This window comes from Armatimonadia bacterium (genome assembly GCA_039679385.1).
In the GTDB taxonomy this organism is placed as follows: Bacteria; Armatimonadota; Zipacnadia; order Zipacnadales; family JABUFB01; genus JAJFTQ01.
On record JBDKVB010000074.1, the window covers coordinates 1 to 15,801 of the forward strand.

General features: G+C 64.8%; 12 protein-coding genes, 1 tRNA gene and 1 pseudogene. 8 read left to right on the forward strand and 6 right to left on the reverse strand.

From position 1 onward, the window contains the following. On the reverse strand, nucleotides 1-238 hold a 238-nt coding region (locus ABFE16_08715), incomplete at its 3' end, for a hypothetical protein (GenBank protein ID MEN6345379.1). A gap of 114 nt (nucleotides 239-352) precedes the next feature. Here ABFE16_08715 and ABFE16_08720 point away from each other — a divergent pair. Continuing rightward, complete coding sequence (locus tag ABFE16_08720; GenBank protein ID MEN6345380.1) at nucleotides 353-3,301, forward strand: family 20 glycosylhydrolase; 2,949 nt, start codon at nucleotides 353-355, stop codon at nucleotides 3,299-3,301. Nucleotides 3,302-3,374: 73 nt separating this feature from the next. On the opposite strand, the gene ABFE16_08725 is transcribed toward ABFE16_08720, so the two are convergent. Beyond that, entirely contained in the window at nucleotides 3,375-4,346 is a 972-nt protein-coding gene (locus ABFE16_08725; GenBank protein ID MEN6345381.1) for a hypothetical protein, read from the reverse strand. A 136-nt stretch (nucleotides 4,347-4,482) separates the two neighbouring features. On the opposite strand from ABFE16_08725, the gene ABFE16_08730 reads away from it, so the two are divergent. The 3 genes from ABFE16_08730 (at nucleotide 4,483) to thiM (ending at nucleotide 6,925) form a co-directional block, all read left to right on the forward strand. Continuing rightward, nucleotides 4,483-5,253 (forward strand): hypothetical protein, encoded by a 771-nt coding sequence (locus ABFE16_08730; GenBank protein MEN6345382.1) that lies wholly within the window; start codon nucleotides 4,483-4,485, stop codon nucleotides 5,251-5,253. A gap of 195 nt (nucleotides 5,254-5,448) precedes the next feature. Beyond that, the gene (gene thiE, locus ABFE16_08735) at nucleotides 5,449-6,075 is read left to right on the forward strand and encodes a thiamine phosphate synthase (protein MEN6345383.1); all 627 of its coding nucleotides are present in this window, start codon (nucleotides 5,449-5,451) and stop codon (nucleotides 6,073-6,075) included. A 37-nt stretch (nucleotides 6,076-6,112) separates the two neighbouring features. Then, on the forward strand, nucleotides 6,113-6,925 hold the full coding sequence (gene thiM, locus ABFE16_08740) for a hydroxyethylthiazole kinase (protein ID MEN6345384.1): 813 nt from the start codon (nucleotides 6,113-6,115) through the stop codon (nucleotides 6,923-6,925). 72 nt (nucleotides 6,926-6,997) lie between these two features. On the opposite strand, the gene ABFE16_08745 is transcribed toward thiM, so the two are convergent. Together ABFE16_08745 and selD are read right to left on the reverse strand one after the other, a co-directional pair. Beyond that, nucleotides 6,998-7,095: transfer RNA gene (locus ABFE16_08745), tRNA-Sec, on the reverse strand. A 58-nt stretch (nucleotides 7,096-7,153) separates the two neighbouring features. Beyond that, a pseudogene (gene selD / locus ABFE16_08750) lies at nucleotides 7,154-8,149 on the reverse strand (selenide, water dikinase SelD). Nucleotides 8,150-8,428: 279 nt separating this feature from the next. Here selD and ABFE16_08755 point away from each other — a divergent pair. The 3 genes from ABFE16_08755 (at nucleotide 8,429) to ABFE16_08765 (ending at nucleotide 11,090) form a co-directional block, all read left to right on the forward strand. Beyond that, complete coding sequence (locus ABFE16_08755) at nucleotides 8,429-9,952, forward strand: ammonium transporter (protein ID MEN6345385.1); 1,524 nt, start codon at nucleotides 8,429-8,431, stop codon at nucleotides 9,950-9,952. A 79-nt stretch (nucleotides 9,953-10,031) separates the two neighbouring features. Continuing rightward, complete coding sequence (locus tag ABFE16_08760) at nucleotides 10,032-10,703, forward strand: hypothetical protein (GenBank protein MEN6345386.1); 672 nt, start codon at nucleotides 10,032-10,034, stop codon at nucleotides 10,701-10,703. Between the two features lie 48 nt (nucleotides 10,704-10,751). After that, nucleotides 10,752-11,090 carry a P-II family nitrogen regulator gene (locus ABFE16_08765; GenBank protein MEN6345387.1) on the forward strand — a complete coding sequence of 113 codons (339 nt, stop codon included), beginning with the start codon at nucleotides 10,752-10,754 and terminating at the stop codon, nucleotides 11,088-11,090. Between the two features lie 57 nt (nucleotides 11,091-11,147). Here the strand turns inward: ABFE16_08765 and ABFE16_08770 are convergent, their stop codons facing one another. Both ABFE16_08770 and ABFE16_08775 read right to left on the reverse strand, forming a co-directional pair. Next, nucleotides 11,148-11,549, reverse strand: a complete 402-nt coding sequence (locus ABFE16_08770) for a response regulator (GenBank protein ID MEN6345388.1) — start codon at nucleotides 11,547-11,549, stop codon at nucleotides 11,148-11,150. A 3-nt stretch (nucleotides 11,550-11,552) separates the two neighbouring features. Then, complete coding sequence (locus ABFE16_08775; GenBank protein MEN6345389.1) at nucleotides 11,553-13,763, reverse strand: ATP-binding protein; 2,211 nt, start codon at nucleotides 13,761-13,763, stop codon at nucleotides 11,553-11,555. Nucleotides 13,764-14,054: 291 nt separating this feature from the next. On the opposite strand from ABFE16_08775, the gene ABFE16_08780 reads away from it, so the two are divergent. After that, the gene (locus ABFE16_08780; GenBank protein ID MEN6345390.1) at nucleotides 14,055-15,731 is read left to right on the forward strand and encodes an NAD-dependent malic enzyme; all 1,677 of its coding nucleotides are present in this window, start codon (nucleotides 14,055-14,057) and stop codon (nucleotides 15,729-15,731) included. The last annotated feature ends 70 nt before the right edge of the window (nucleotides 15,732-15,801 follow it).

Below are 15,801 nucleotides of genomic sequence, written 5' to 3' on the forward strand. Positions count from 1 at the left end.
CCAGGCCCGTGTACGCAAACAGCATCACCGGGCCCTTGTTGTCCCACAGGTCACGGTAGGGCACAGCCCCCTGGAGCATCTCACGCCCTACCAGACCATAGATCGCCTGGTCGGGCGTCAGCCACTCTCCCGGCGGCCGCAGACCGATCCCCACGAAGAGCACCAGCAAGCCCCAACCGACATAGCCTCTCCACCGACCACCCGTGTTGCCTATCTGTGCACGGACCAGACCTGTCACCGGCGGCCTCCTTGCTTGTGGAAGCTTGGTCGCACCGTCACGGTCCAGGGTCAGAAGGTGAAGCGCCCTCCTCCGAGAAGTACTCGGCTACCATCTCGCAAGGGAGGCCCCGCAATGCAGCGTCTGTGTCAAGTTGCAGTGGTCTGTGCCGCCTTATTGGCTATGTTCGTCCAAAGTTCCTCCGCCGACCGCTGGGCTGACTACGGTGACTTCACTACCCGCTACGAATCCCTTGAACCCACGCCGCAGGGAGACGGGCATCTCGGGTCCATCGCCTCAGGTCAGTCGCTGCAGGTTCGGTTCCCGATCCCCGCAGGCGATCTCGTCGGCTACTGGGTGAGCCTCAGCAACGTCGTCGGCATGAGCGGCCAGGGCAGCTCCTACCAGCTCCTCGTGCGCCGTGACTCAGCCACCGGGCCGGTCGTCTATCAGGGGCCGACCATCGCCAACGGCGACGAATGGAATGCCACCAACCGGACACCCATCGACCTCACCGACACGCTGACGGAGGCCGACCGCGCCCGTGGCTATCTCGACCTGTTCGCCACGGGCATCGTCACAGGTGACGGCTGGACGCTGTATCGCAACCAGCCCGGTCGCCCCATCTACGCCTATGCCGCGATTGCCAGTCCGGAGCTTACGAAGCGCCTCGCAGCCTCCAAGGCCATGCAGCGCCTCGGAGTGTCGGTGATCCCGCAGCCTCGTGAGATGCGCTTCGAAGAGGGCAGCTTCAAGCTCGCTGCCGACACGCACATCTGCTACCCCGCCACGGCATCCGAAGGTGTCCTTTTCGCCGCGCGGGAGCTGCATGACCTTCTTCAGGAGCGGACCGGTCTGGACCTGCGCCTTGAGCCCTGCGAGAAGGGACGCTTCGGGCACATCAACCTCGGTCTGGCCGGTGACAGCTTCTGGCCTGAGCAGCCGCCTGCCGGGCTTATCCCGCCAGGCAACGAAAGCTACCTCACCTTCGTCGATGACGACGGCGCCTTCCTCGTCGGGCCCACGGAGCAGGGATGTCTGTACGCCGCGATGACCGTCGGCCAGTTGGCCCGCAAGAGCGACGGCGAGGTCGGCTTGCCGCACTGCACGATCCGCGACTGGCCGGCCTTCCCCTACCGGATCATCCAGTACGATGTGGCACGCGGTCAGACCATCAACGTGGACTATGTCAAGCGCGTCCTCCGCGAACTGGCGCGCTGCAAGATCAACGCCGTGCTGTTCTACATGGAAGACGACTTCAAGTTCCGCAAGTACCCCTTCCTCGGGCGCGAGGGCACCTTCACCCACGAGAAGGCCGCCGAGCTATCGGCCTTCGCCAAGCCCTACCATGTGCAGCTCATCCCGCAGTTCGAATCACTGGGGCACGCAAGCGCCGTGCTCGGTCATCCCGAGATGAAGGAGTACCGTGAAGCCGGTGGCTCCTGGGTCTTCTGCACCAGCGAGCCAAAGACTTGGGAGTTCCTCGACGACGTCTACACCGAGCTGCTTGAGGCCTTCCCGAGCACCGAGTTCATCCACGTTGGCGCCGATGAGTTCGAAGGCGGCTTCGGCAAGTGCCCGGCCTGCAGCGCCAAGGTTGCCCAGGGCGGCTACGGACTGCTGTACTCCGAGCACATGAACAAGCTCAACCAGCTCGTCAAGAAGCACGGAAAGACCATGATGTTCTGGCCCTCTCACGGCGGACCGACTCCGGCGCTCAGCTACATGACGCTGCAGTACCAGGACCTGCTGGAGAAGGACTGCATCCCGACCGAGTGGATCTACCACGGGCCGAGCAGCTACCCGCAGATCGAACAGTACCAGAAGGCTGGGTTCAAGGATGTGCACTGCTGCCCGGCCGTCGTGGGCTACTCACGAATCTACCCGGACTACCGCACAACCTTCCGTGGAATCAGCGGCTTCTACAAGGCCGGGGAGGAGCACAAGTGCGGCGGCGCCTACTGCACCACCTGGGAGTTCATGCACGGCGCTCTCATCGAGAACTCCTGGTACGGGCTGATCTACTCCGCCGAGTGCGCCTGGAATCCCGAGAGCACCCCCAAGACGGAGTTCAACCGACGGTTCGCCGACGAGTTCTTCGGCCTGCGTGATGCTGCGGCCGCCGACCAGATCGAGAGCACGATCTCCGACCCGCTGCCGATGGACCGCAAGGTGAGCCAGTGGCGCAACCTGGGCACCCTCACCGACCTGATCTGGTGTGCGCCGAACCGCGTGATCCGGGACTTCGCCATGAAGCAGCCGCCGGCCCTCGCGCAATCCGCGGGTGAGTTCGCCACCGCCCTCGAGGCGCCGCTGGGTCGTGTTGCCGATCTCTCGGCCCGGGCGTCGACCAATAAGGTGACGCTTCAGGCTACCGGTCTTGCTCTGCAGATGATGAGCTACGCCGCTCACAAGCTCGAGGTCATGCAGCAGGCAGGAGTCACCTACCGGGCCGCCGCTGACCTGATAGGCAAGGACTCGACTGCCTGCGCCGCCAAACTCCAGGAGGCCGCCGACGGCATCGCAGGACTCGGAAGTGAGGCTGGCGAGGCAGCCAAGGGCTACCGCTACTTCGTGGACAACTGCGGGGCGTACCTCGGCGACTGGGACCGGCTGAACAAGCAGTCGGAGCAGCTTGGCGCGACTGCCGGTCAGTTGCGTGATCTCCAGGCCAAAGCCAAAGCGGGGACCATCGAAGCCTTGCCGGCGGGCGAGACCTTCGGCTTCGTGTCGGGGACGTACACCCGACTCGGCGAGTGGGTGCCGGCTCAGATGAGCGAGACCGGCGCCACGGTCACCTACGATGTCACCAAGTTCATCAAGGGTGACGGACCAGTCGTCGTCGAGTGGGAGTACACGCGCGGCGCTCATGGAGTGGACATCGTCAAGACCGAACTGCTGTGTGACGGCAAGCCTGTGGCCGAGGACACCCACAAGGGCTGGAGCGGCGGAGGCACTCGCGACAATACCTATACGCTGCAGCTCAAGGGGTTCAAGCCGGGGAGCAAGTATGAGGTGGCCGGTCTGCTGAAGTCGAACGGGGGAACGGACTCTCGCGGGACCGTCTGGATGGTCGCGCACTAACCCCGAAGCACAAACCACAACGCAAGGGCGTGGGGTAGCCAACCACGCCCTTGCGCTTTCCTCCGAAGTACCCCTACGCCAAAGCGTGCTCGATGGTGGCGCGGACGGCGACCTCATTGAGCCGCATCTGGACGAAGGGCGGCGTGGTCGGGCTGTTGTTCTGGATCTCGCTCGTAAGCATGGGCACTCGCGAGCTGAAGTCGCGCCAGGCTCTCACGAGGTAGTCGCGCTGCTCACCGGTGTAATTCAGTGGCTCCACCTTCTCGATGGGCCGAGCCCCTTCGAGGTTCTGCCACGCCGCCACGACCGCCTCTCCCCACGCTCCTTCCGCCTGCTGGATCTGTGGCGGCTGCTCGTCGTAGGCACAGGGCATGATGACCATGCAGTTGCGGTCGCTGTTGACGAACTCCGTCTGGTGGAGCGAGAGCATCCAGTCCCAGGGGTACCGGTCCCATAGCTTGTACAGCCACCGGAACAGCGAGCTGCGATGATGGCGGTTCGGCTCCACGTACTCATGCTCCGAGACCTGCTCGTAGACAATCCCGTAGCGGGTCGGCAGCTTCTCCTCTTTGGTGTCGTCCCACAGATCCACGCGCTTCCACATCAGCCCGGTGTCGGGGTCGACCCCGCGCATCCAGGCCCAGAACTCGTCATTGGTGTACTTGCTGCCATCCCAGCACTCGACGGGAGCACTGGCCGTTCCCTGCGGATTGGCGTCGATGAGGAAGGTGATCAGACAGTCATGCAGCACGCGGTCGTTGTCGAACTCCGTCGGGCGACCGTCGAGGCTCTCGCCGGTGAGGAGCATGTTGATCACGTTCACCTGCCCGGCGATCGGCGCAGGCTCGTGGGCATGAGGCTTGTCGATGAGGATGCGCTTCTTGCGTTCGGAAGACGCACATTTGTCGGTTACGCTCAGCGCCCACACGGGGCGACCGGCGTACTGAGGGAAGCTCTCCGCGGTGAAGGCATGGGGGAAGTTCTCGCTCCACTCCGCTACCTGGGCGTCAACCTTGTCAGGACGTGAGATCCAACCGGGTATCACAAGATCACCTATCGTGGTATGTTATGTAGGCGCAAGGTGTCCAGTCAGGGATCGGGGAAGGATTCCCGGCACGCGCGAAGAAACCTCCTCCCCTCGCTGGTCCACAGGGTCGCTAATCCTAACAGGTGATGATGCAATGTCCCTACGCTCTCAGCGTACGGCAGTGATGCTCGCGGTGACGTGTCTTATCCTCTCCTCTCTCGCGTGGGCGGGCGAGGTCAAGCCGCCGGTGAACGCCGGAGAGGCCTGGCGTGTCTACGACGCCTCAGGCAAGGAAGTGAGCCGTCTCGTTCTGGGCGGCATGGATGCCAAGACCGGGCAGCTTAGCTACACCACCGTCGACCTTGCGACGGGCACGCCTGCTCCGGCCGCCCATGCCCTGCCGTGGGAAATGCGCGACGTGATCAAGGCTGAGGTCGCCAAGGGTGACCATGCGGATCGCGGCGTGTTCCTCGACCGAGCACAGATGAACTTCCAGACCCTCGAAACCGTGAAGGCCTCCGACCTTGGCGCCGCACCGGCAGCACAGGCCGGCGCACCTGGTGGCAAGCCCGGTGCACCTGCGCCTGGTGGTAAGGGTGGACCTGGTGCCCCGGCGGCAGAAGGCCCTGGTGCCGGCGCACCTCCGGGAGCGCCTGCGGCTGGTGGCGAAGGCGGACCTGCTGGACCTGCAGCGGAAGGCCCGGGCGCTGGTGCGCCTCCCGGTGGACCCTCTGCAGGCGGCAAGGGTGGTCCCGGAGCACCCGGTGGCGAAGCCGCCCCTGGTGCTGAAGGCGGCGAGGCCTCTGAAGAGGGCGGCGCAGGTGGCGGCAAGGGCCTGCCTCTGCCCCTCCTTGGTGGCGCAGTCGCTGCAGTTGTCGTGATCGTCGTCATCGTCCTCGCGCTGAAGAAGAAGAAGGCAGGCTAGCCCCACAAGGCTTGCCGGAAAGCTACGTACACCCTCAGGGCCGGGAAGGGCACTCCCTTCGCGGCCCTGATTGCCTTGCCTCCTCGGCCACAGCGACCCAGTGTCGCCCCCTCTTCCCCACAACCTCCCTTGCGAACCGACAGGGCGCGTGTACAATAGGGCCCGTGATCCTCACAAGACGGGAGCCGATGAGCTGTGAAGCTTGACCTATCCGTGTATCTGGTTACTGAGCGGTCACTGCTCGCCGGGCGCAAGCTCGTCGATGTCGTGGCCGCCGCAATCGCCGGCGGCGCGACGGTTGTGCAGTTGCGGGAGAAGAAGGCTGAGGGCCGCGAGTTCTTTGAGCTGGCGGAGGCGCTGCTGCAGATCACGCGACCGGCCGGCGTCCCGCTCCTCATCAATGACCGCGTCGATGTGATGCTGGCCGCCGATGCCGACGGCGTTCACGTTGGCCAGGAGGACCTTCCAGCCGACCGCGTCCGCCGGATGATCGGCCCCGACAAGATTCTCGGCGTCACCGTTGCCGACGCTGCCGAACTGGATGAGGCGGTGAAGGACGGTGCAGACTACGTCGGCACGAATGCCGTCTTCGCAACGCCCACCAAGACCAACACAGGGACCCCGCAGGGCCTTACGGGACTGCGGGAGATGTGCCGGGTGTCGCCCGTGCCCGTAGTCGGCATCGGGGGCATCGACCTGGGGAAGGCTGCCGACGTGATGGCGGCCGGAGCAGCCGGCTGTGCCGTGGTTCGTGCCATCATGGCAGCGCCGGACCCAGAGGCGGCTGCCCGAGAACTCGCCAGAGCTTGCCGGAAGCCTTAGCGCTCACCGGCCTCCCCTTCGCAAAGGAAGACCAGCCATGAAGCCTGAAGACCTCAGCCCCCGAATCGGCGCCGACCTCGCCAAGATCCGCGAGACGAAGCCGCTGATTCACCAGATCACCAACTACGTCGTCATGAACGACACCGCCAATGTCACCCTCCAGCTCGGGGCTCTGCCGGTCATGGCCCATGCGCAGGAGGAGGTCGCCGAGATGGTGCGTTGCGCCGGGGCGCTGGTGCTGAACCCCGGCACGCTGGAGCCCTCCTGGGTGACCGCCATGATCCTCGCCGGGCAGGAGGCCAAGCGTTGCGGCGTCCCAGTGGTCCTCGATCCCGTCGGCGCGGGTGCAACGACCTATCGGACCCAGAGCAACCTGCGTCTGATAGCGGAGGTTCAGCCCACCATCGTCCGGGGCAATGCCGGGGAGATCGGCGCGCTGATTGGCGCCGGCGGAGAAGTGCGCGGTGTCGAAAGCGTGGGTGAGGTCGGAGACGTGCCGGCCATCGCAAAGCAGGCTGCTCAGGCCTGGGGAGCGACCGTAGCCATCACCGGCGCTCGGGATCACATCACCGACGGCACGCGGTCCCTGGCTGTCGACAATGGGAACGCCTGGCTGACCACGCTGACCGGAACGGGGTGCACCTCGACGACCGTGGTTGCCGCCTTCGCTGCCGTGGAGTCTGACCCGGTCATCGCCGCCGCGGGTGCTTTGGCCTGCCTGGGATACGCCGCGGAACTGGCCGAGAAGGACACTCACGGGCCAGGCTCCTTCCGGGTCGCGCTCCATGACGCGCTGTACAACCTCACACCGGAAGCCCTCTCCGCCGGGGCACGCGTCACAGTGCTCTGAGAGCCCCGTCGCCCTACCCTCAGACACACGAAAGCCCGAGGCGCCCTGTTCGGCCTCGGGCTTTGCTCACTTTGGCGGGGGCGTGTGGGAATCGGACCCACCCGGGACATCTCTCAATGCCCCACGACGGGTTTGAAGCCCGCGAGCACCACCAGGCACCATCCGCCCCCGTAAGGTCGCTTCCGGCCGCCTGAATCACGACCGGCAGCAAGTAAGAGATTCGCCGGGCTACCCGGCAGTTCCTTCCCCGAGGAAGGTGAGCCGTCCGGCCGCTTCGGCTTCCACCTCGCCCACATGCACCACCTGGACTCCTCGCGAGGCCATTGTCTCCAGCGCCGGTTCGAGGGCATCCTCCGGCAGGGCGATCAGCAGCCCGCCCGAGGTCTGCGGGTCGCACACCAGCTCGATCTGCGCCTCAGACCCAGCGCCGAAGTCGGCATCTTGCCCGTAGTACTCGCGATTGCTCGCCCCGCCACCGGTGACGGTCCCTTCGGCCGCATGACGGAGAGCACCGGGCAGCAAGGGCAAGCGGTCCCACCAGAACCTCAGCCCCACACCACTCGCCTGGGCCAGGACCTGCGCATGACCAATCAGGCCGAAGCCGGTGATGTCCGTGGCTGCGTGGGCGCCGAACTCGACCATCGTCTCAGAGGCAGCCTTGTTGAGGGCCGTCATCGACGCGGTAAGCGCCGCCAGTTCCTCCTCGCTGATCTTGTCGCCCAGCATCGCCGTGACAAGCACCCCGGTCCCCAGCGGCTTGGTCAGCACGAGCTGGTCACCCGGCTGCGCACCGGCATTGGAGACCAGCTTGTGCGGGTCGACAAGCCCCAGTACCGCCATCCCGTAGTAGGGCTCCGGGTTGCTCATCGTGTGGCCGCCGGCGACCGTGACTCCTGCCCCCGCAGCCTTCGACATACCACCGTGCAGGATCTGCGTGAGGATCTCCGGCGGCAGTCCGACCTGCGGGAACCCGCACACGTTGATCGCCAGGATGGGACGGGCACCCATGGCCCAGACGTCGCTGAGGCAGTTGGCCGCCACGATCTCGCCGAAGACGTGCGGGTCATCATGGATCGGCGTCAAAGCGTCTACGGTGAACACGACCGCCTGATCGGGAGCAAGAGCATACACCGCCGCATCATCGCCGGTTTCGTTGCCGATGATGAGGTTGGGGTCCACGAAGGTGGGAAGTCCTCGCAGAACCTGCGAGAGGGCTGCCGCCCCGAGTTTAGCCGCTCACCCAGCGCAGGAACTGGTCTGGGTGAGGCGGATGCGCTCTCGATCAGACATTGGGCTCGACTCCCTCAGTGGTAGCGACGTCGACGGTACCCCCTTCTCTCCTTACGGTCAGAAACCTCTTTGCCCTTGGTACCCCCGTGAGCTTCCGATCCCGAAACACGCCGGAAACGCCACCGAAAGGCCGGGGAAACACCAGAGTGCGAAAGTGACTGCAGCTCAGTCGAGCACGTGATCTTGCGGCTGGCAGAAAGGACGTGTTCATCGATGGCACCACGCACTACAGCCAGACGAGCTCTGCTCCTGGCGGTTACGACGGTTGTCCTCCTTGGCGCAGTCATGCAGTTCGCCTACGCGGGAGACCCGACAGGCGACAAGACGGGAACCGCCGCCGATGTGGTGGCGGCAACGGCGGGAGAGCCGACCATGAACGAGATGGCCGCCGAGCTCGGTCACACGAAGATCGCTGTCAACTACGTGTGGCTGCTGATGGCGGGCTTTCTGGTCATGTTCATGCAGGCTGGTTTTGCGATGCTCGAGGTAGGCTTTGTCCGCGCCAAGAACGCGGTGCACACGATGATGATGAACCTCGTCATCTATGGCCTCGGAGTCATCGGCTTCTTCTTCGTAGGCTTCCCCCTGATGTTCGGCGGTGCGGGCCCCTTTGCCTCACTCGCCGGTGGGGCGGGCCTGAGTCATGAGATCACCGTGAACCTGTTCGGCAAGCCTTTCGGCCTCTTCGGCTGGTCGGGTGCGGCCTTGGCCGGAAACAACTACGACGTCGCCGTCTTCGCAATGTTCCTGTTCCAGGTCGTATTCATGGACGCGATGGCGACCATCCCCACAGGCGCCATGGCCGAGCGCTGGCGGTTCTCGAACTTCTGTCTCTACGGCCTCGTCGTATCGGCGATCAGCTACCCAGTCTTCGGCAACTGGGTGTGGGGCGGCGGCTGGCTCTCGAAGCTCGGTGCGAACTTCGCCCTGGGGAATGGTTACTGTGACTTCGCCGGATCGAGCGTCGTCCACGCCATGGGTGGTCTCACCGCACTCGTCGGCGCCTGGCTCCTGGGTCCGCGAATCGGCAAGTTCACGGCCGGTAGAAAGCCCCGGGCGATCCCCGGCCACGACATTCCCATCGCGGTTCTCGGCGCCTACATCCTCGCCTTCGGCTGGTTTGGGTTCAATGCGGGCAGCACGCTGGCCGGTGGGGATGTCCGCCTGGCTGTAGTAGCCGTCAACACCATGCTCGCCTCGGCCGCCGGGATGCTATCGGCAATGCTGTACATGAAGAGCATCACCGGCAAGTTCGACGCACCAATGTCAGCCAACGGATTCCTTGCAGGTCTCGTCGCCATCACCGCGCCCTGCGCCTTCGTTCCCGCCTGGGCCGCACTGGTGATCGGCCTCGTCGCCGGTGTCCTGGTCTGCGTCGTCGTCTTCTTCGTTGAGCGCGTGCTGCACGTCGATGACCCGGTTGGTGCGGTTGGCGTTCACGGCGCGAACGGTCTCTGGGGCTGTCTGGCGCTCGGTATCTTCGCCGACGGCACCTACGGCAAGGGGCTCAACGGCGTCGATCACGCGGTCCGCGGCCTTCTGTACGGTGGCGCCGATCAGTTCCTCGCCCAGTTGATAGGCGTCGTCACCGTCATCCTCTACGCCCTGGTCATGGCCTTCATCGTCTTCAAGGTCCTCAACGCCATCACTCCGATGCGCAGCCCGGCTGAGGACGAAGAAAAGGGTCTCGACCTTCCTGAGACAGGTGTCACTGCCTACCCGGACTTCGGCTTCTGATGCACCGACTGAGCCGTCCTCACACACCTCGGCCGCCCTGCGCCGAGCACAACACGACCCCGCGAAAGGGGAAGCTCTCATGAGAACCACTCTGTTCCTGACGGGAATCCTGTTGGCAGTCCTGGGCACGACGGTTGCCCACGCAACACCCTCGACCCTGATCTGGATCCCTTCCACCGATATCCAGGCCGACGGAACCTGGCACCTGGGGATCGACAACTACTTCACCAAGACCGACGGCTACCGCTCTCCCACCGATGTTGGCCTCACCTACGGCCTACTGGGTGGCAAGGCAGAGGTTGGCGTTGACTACCTGGGCGGTTCCGACGACCCGCTGTACTTCAACGCCAAGTGCCTGCTGGTGCCGGAGAGCGAGAAGGCCCCCGCGGTGGCGGTTGGCGTGTACAATCTGGGGACCGAGTCCGGCGTGACCGACTGCAACATGCTGTATGTGCTGGGCGCGAAGACCCTCGGTCCCGCTCGTGTGACCTTGGGCTACTGCAAGGGGAAGGAAGCGACGCTGGGCCGCGATTCCGACATGCTGCTGGCCGGTGTGGATGGGTACCTTACCAGTGACAGGAAGTGGTGGGGAGCGATCGACTACCAGAGCGGCGACAACGCTTTCGGGGCCCTTAGCTTCGGCGCCTCCTACGCAGTCACCGACAAGGTCAGCCTGCTCTTCGGCTACGATCTGTACAACGACAGCGCGCTCGACGACACTATCACGACGCAACTGGATATCAACTTCTAGGCCACCTCGCCCAGTCGGGAGGCGTCATGAGAGGAGAGCGGGAGTGACATGAAGAAGGTCGAGGCAGTCATCAGACCACAGAAGCTCGAGGACGTGAAGGCTGCTCTACACGAGATCGGCGTCACGGGGATGACGGCGTCCGAGGTACGCGGCTTCGGACGTCAGAAGGGGCAGACCGGCGTCTACCGCGGCAACGAAATCCACGTCGATTTCCTTCCGAAGGTGAAGATCGAGGTCGTCGTGGATGACAGGCTCGCACCTCAGGTGGTCGATACTATCTGCGGTGCCGCAAGGGACGGGGGCATCGGCGCGGGCAAGATCTTCGTCTACGCGCTCGAGGAAGTGGTCCGCATCAGTACCGGGGAGCGCGGGCCCGACGCCATCTAGAGCAGTGCAGTTCCCCCGGGGATCCAAGCAGAGGCGCTCCGACGAGGGGCGCCTCTGCTACTTGGTGTTCCTGTGCTTCTGGGCTTCGGCGATGATCTTCGCTACGTCCTTCGCCAGTGTTCGGGTATTCACGGGCTTGGTGATATAGCCGTCACAGCCGGCCTCCAGCGCAGCCTCGCGGTCACCTTTCATCGCCAGCGCCGTGATGGCCACGATGGGCATGTCGTGGGTCTTCGGGTCGGCCCGGAGCTTGCGGGCAATCTCCAGCCCGTCGATGTCCGGAAGGCGGATGTCGAGCGCGAGAGCGTCGTACTCGTGAGCGCCGAGTGCTTCCAGCGCCGCCTGTCCGGTCTCCACAGACTGCACCGAGTGGCCGGCGCGCGTGAGGACAATCTCTGCCAGCTCACGGTTTACCGGAGCGTCCTCCACCAGCAAGATGGATAGCGGTTGGTCACCCATGCATCAGTCACCCCTTACGTCCCTTCCCGCCGGGAGCCCACCGAGCAAGGAGAGGAAAGCGTCTGACGAAAAACTAGCCTTTGGCAAAAGAGCGTAGCACTTCTGTTCCAGCTCACTGCGTTCGGTCTCGGTCAGCGGCTTGACCGTCGAGACGATCACGGGAAGGCCGCGTGTGCGCTCATCAGCGTTGAGGGCGTCGATTACCTGCCAGCCGTTCATCCTCGGCAGCATCAGGTCGAGGATGATCACATCGGGCAGGTGCCGCAGAGCCATCTCGAGACCCGTCCGCCCATCGTTGACCGACAGAGCGTGGAAGCCCGCCGTCTCGATCAGGATCGCCATGGCCTCGCTGAAGGCCGGGTTGTCGTCCATTACCAGGGCCAGGCCACTGACTGCCGACCTCGCCAGGATGCGGTTGATGAGCCGCCCCAGGTAGGGCCGCCGGACCGGGTACGCGCAGGTCTCCGTCACCCCGATCTGCATCGCCTGCTCTCGCAGATCGCGCGGACCGGCGAAGACCACGGGCACGTCGACGAGTGCGGGGTCCTGGCGGAGCTTCCGCAGCCCCTCTACGACATGGGGGCCACCCTTCGCCTGTCCAACCAACAGCAGAGCCGGCCGAAGCTCGCGGGTGAGATGGGGCAGGTCGTCAGGGCTCGCCAGCGTCACGGGGCGCAGGCCCTCGCCGCTCACCACCTCAGCAAGGACCGCTCGACTGGCCTCATCCTCCTCCGCGATGAGGACGGTCCCTTGACCGTCAGTTGCCACCGCCGGCGTAACGGTCGCCTCCCTGGGTTCGTTCGCCTGACTCGTGGGCATTCCAGAGGCCGGCAGCCGGACCACAAACTCCGCACCGTGACCCTCCTCGCTGTGCAACTCGATGGTGCCACCCATCGCAGCCGCGAGACGTCGGACAAGCGGAAGTCCCAGACCAGTACCTTCGTATTTCCCCTCAGACTGTGCCGAGCCCTTCCGGAACTCCTCGAAGATGACGTCCTGTTCTGCCGCCGGAACCCCCGGGCCCCAGTCGCGCACACTGAAGACCAGGTCCGGCCCGTCCAGTCGAGCCCGGACCTCCACCGACCGTCCTCGCGGGCTGAACTTCACGGCGTTCGAGATGAGGTTCACGGCGATCTGGCGAAGTCTCTCGGCGTCGATGACCACGATGGTGTCGTCCGGCGGCAGCGTGAGCGACAGCGAGATGCGGCGGCTCCGTGCCATCGGTTGAAGGGTCTGCGCGGCATCCGCCAGCACCTGTCCAAGGGCACAGGGCTCGGAGCGGATCGTGAACCTTCCGGTCTCAATGGTTGCTATATCCAGCAGGTCGTCGATCAGGCGGACGAGGTGGGCCCCGTTGCTCTCAACGGTGGCGAGGTACTTCGATTGCTCCTCGGTTACCGGCCCGAAGGCACCGTCACGCAGAAGCTCGGTAAGCCCGATGATCCCGTTGAGCGGCGTGCGCAGCTCGTGACTCATATGCGCCATCAGCAGGCTCCGAGCCCGCAGGGCCTCTCGCAGGCCCTCGTTCTCAGCGGCGAGGCGCATTCCCAGCTCCTGCAGGCGCAGCGTGGTCTCGCGACTCTGCAGACGCTTCTCAGGAGTTCGCAGGGCTGCGGTGGAAGGCGGGGCAGGCGCATCGTCGGACCCGTTGCCCTCGCAGTCGCCCGAGAGGCTCTCCTCGAGTCGCTGGTCCAGGGCCTCGCAGAGGGCTTGGACTGAGGCTCGCGTCGCAGCAGCCTGTTCATCGGTCAGCCCCAGGGCGAAGCACTGCTCCACCGCCGACAAGACCTCCTCAGGGGGGCATCCCAGCCGATCGGCCAGCTCGGCGACCGGCATCAGCGCTGCCCCGGTGTGGAGATAGGCCGTAAGCGCACCGGCGACTGGGCCGCCCCCCGGGAAGTGCGAGAAGCACGGACAGGCCCAGATTGTTGCCGGTCCGAGCAGGGAATCGGCGAAGATTGGCTCACCGCGCTTGACAGCCTCCCGGCCTGCACGCGACAATTCGTCTACCATCCTGGCTTCGGCCGCATCGGCCGCAACCAGGGCGTAGACCGGATGGCGACCGACCGGCTGCACGGGCCATGGTGCCGTGTGGTCTTGCGCCTCCTGTACCCAGACATAGGCGCAGGGCAGGTGTGTGAGGCTGCTCACCCACTGAACAGCTCTGTCTATCTGCTCCCGGGCAAGCGTCGTCAGCCGACCTGTCACAGTCATTGCGCACAGCACCCTATCTCATGATGTGCCGTCAAGTCTGTATTCGAGATAACACCCATTTCGCCACAGACGACTTCACGCCTTCCCCCGGTGCGGGAACGGGACCAGCGCGCAGAGCGGGCTCTGAGGTCCACCGGGAAAGAGGACCGCTTCGTGAAGCAAGGAACTCACGGCCGTGCCGGATAGTAGCGAGAGGGCCGGGACGGATCACCATCTCGCTTCCGGTTTCGGCTTCGTCGATTGTATGTTTTACCTTCACATCTTGTCAATAAACCAGAAAAGGTGGTCATAATGAAAAAGCCAGACGACGACATTCTCTACGTAACCGCGCGCGGCGGCGACCTCCTGAGCGACGCCTCACTGAACAAGGGTAGCGCCTTCACCAACGAGGAGCGCATCGAGCTTGGACTGGAGGGACTGCTGCCGCATCACGTCTCCAACCTCGACGAGCAGGTCCAGCGTGTGCTCGAGAACTTCCGGCGCCAGGCCACTCCCATCGACAAGCACGTCTACCTGCGGTCCCTGCAGGACCGCAACGAGACCCTGTTCTACGCAGCTCTCATCTCGCATCTGGCCGAGATGATGCCCATTGTCTACACGCCCACAGTGGCTCAGGCGGTGGAGGAGTTCTCGCACCTCTTCGCCGCCACTCGCGGCCTGTACCTCACACCGGAAGACAGCGTGCGGATGGAGGAAGTCATCGGTAACGTGCCGTGCGAGGATGTGCGCGTGGTGGTTTGCACGGACAACGAGGGCATCCTCGGCATCGGCGACCAGGGCACCGGCGGGATGGCCATCCCCATCGGCAAGCTTGCCCTGTATGTGGCGGCCGGTGGATTCCGACCGGACGAGTGCCTGCCGGTGTGCCTTGACGTAGGCACCGACAACCGCCGACTGCTGGAAGACCCGCTGTACCTGGGCGTCAAGCAACCTCGGCTCCGGGGGGCCGAGTATGATAGCTTCATCGACTCCTTCGTCGAGGGCTTCAAGAAGCGGCTGCCCAACGCCATCCTGCAGTGGGAGGACTTCAGCCGCGACATCGCCTTTGAGAACCTGATTCGCTACCGGGACGAGGTGTGCTCCTTCAACGACGACATTCAGGGCACCGCGTCGGTCACGGTTGCCAGTCTCATGGGCGCTGCGAAGCTGGCTGGACGGTCCTTCGCCAAGGAGGTCATCTGTATCGTCGGAGCCGGCTGCGCGGGCGTAGGCGTTACCCTCGGGATCCTCGATGCCCTTCAGAGCGAGGGGCTGAGCCTGGAGGAAGCCAAGGAGCGGGTCTACGTCTTCGACAGTCGCGGTCTGCTCGTCGATACCCGGCCCGGCCTGCCTGACTACAAGCGCCAGGTCGCAACTCCGGCCTCTGTGGTCGAGGGCTGGGGCGGACTGTCGCTCTATGACGTCATCGAGCGCGTTCGCCCGACGGCACTCGTGGGACTCTCAGGTCATCCGGGCGCGATCGACGAGGAAGCCGTGCGGACCATGGCCGAGCTCAATGAGCGTCCGTCGATCTTCGCCATGAGCAACCCGACCGCCAACGCCGAAGCGGTTCCGGCAGACATCCTGTGCTGGAGTGACGGGCGGGCGATCATCACCACCGGAAGCCCCTTCGATCCGGTGGAGTACAAGGGGAAGGAGTACCAGTTCTCGCAGGCCAACAACGTCTATGTGTTCCCCGGCGTCGGCCTGGGTGCTGCAGTGTGTGGGGCGACGCGGATCACGGACCGCATGCTCACCTCGGCGGCCCGGCGGCTGCATGAGCTGACCGATGACGCGGACTACGAGCGCGGTCTGGTTCTGCCGCCGGTGCGCGACCTGAGGTCGGTCTCGGCCCAGATCGGCGCCGCGGTGATGGAGTCGGCGATCCGCGAGGGCCTTGCGGCGAAACCGGCAGTCGGCGACCTTGCCAAGACGCTGCGGGATGGGATGTATCAGCCGCACTACACACAGTACAAGCCTGCTAAGTAGCGATTACCGGGGTGTCACCACGTGTCAGTGACACCCCGGATTCCTCGATCCTGTGGGCCGTCCTGACCTT

Excerpts from the sequence above, each read along its gene's own strand:
- ABFE16_08720 (MEN6345380.1), top strand. The coding sequence starts at position 353 with ATGCAGCGTCTGTGTCAAGTTGCAGTGGTCTGTGCCGCCTTATTGGCT.
- ABFE16_08730 (MEN6345382.1), top strand. The coding sequence starts at position 4,483 with ATGTCCCTACGCTCTCAGCGTACGGCAGTGATGCTCGCGGTGACGTGT.
- thiM (MEN6345384.1), top strand. The coding sequence starts at position 6,113 with ATGAAGCCTGAAGACCTCAGCCCCCGAATCGGCGCCGACCTCGCCAAG.
- ABFE16_08755 (MEN6345385.1), top strand. The coding sequence starts at position 8,429 with ATGGCACCACGCACTACAGCCAGACGAGCTCTGCTCCTGGCGGTTACG.
- ABFE16_08760 (MEN6345386.1), top strand. The coding sequence starts at position 10,032 with ATGAGAACCACTCTGTTCCTGACGGGAATCCTGTTGGCAGTCCTGGGC.
- ABFE16_08765 (MEN6345387.1), top strand. The coding sequence starts at position 10,752 with ATGAAGAAGGTCGAGGCAGTCATCAGACCACAGAAGCTCGAGGACGTG.
- ABFE16_08770 (MEN6345388.1), bottom strand. The coding sequence starts at position 11,549 with ATGGGTGACCAACCGCTATCCATCTTGCTGGTGGAGGACGCTCCGGTA.
- ABFE16_08775 (MEN6345389.1), bottom strand. The coding sequence starts at position 13,763 with ATGACTGTGACAGGTCGGCTGACGACGCTTGCCCGGGAGCAGATAGAC.
- ABFE16_08780 (MEN6345390.1), top strand. The coding sequence starts at position 14,055 with ATGAAAAAGCCAGACGACGACATTCTCTACGTAACCGCGCGCGGCGGC.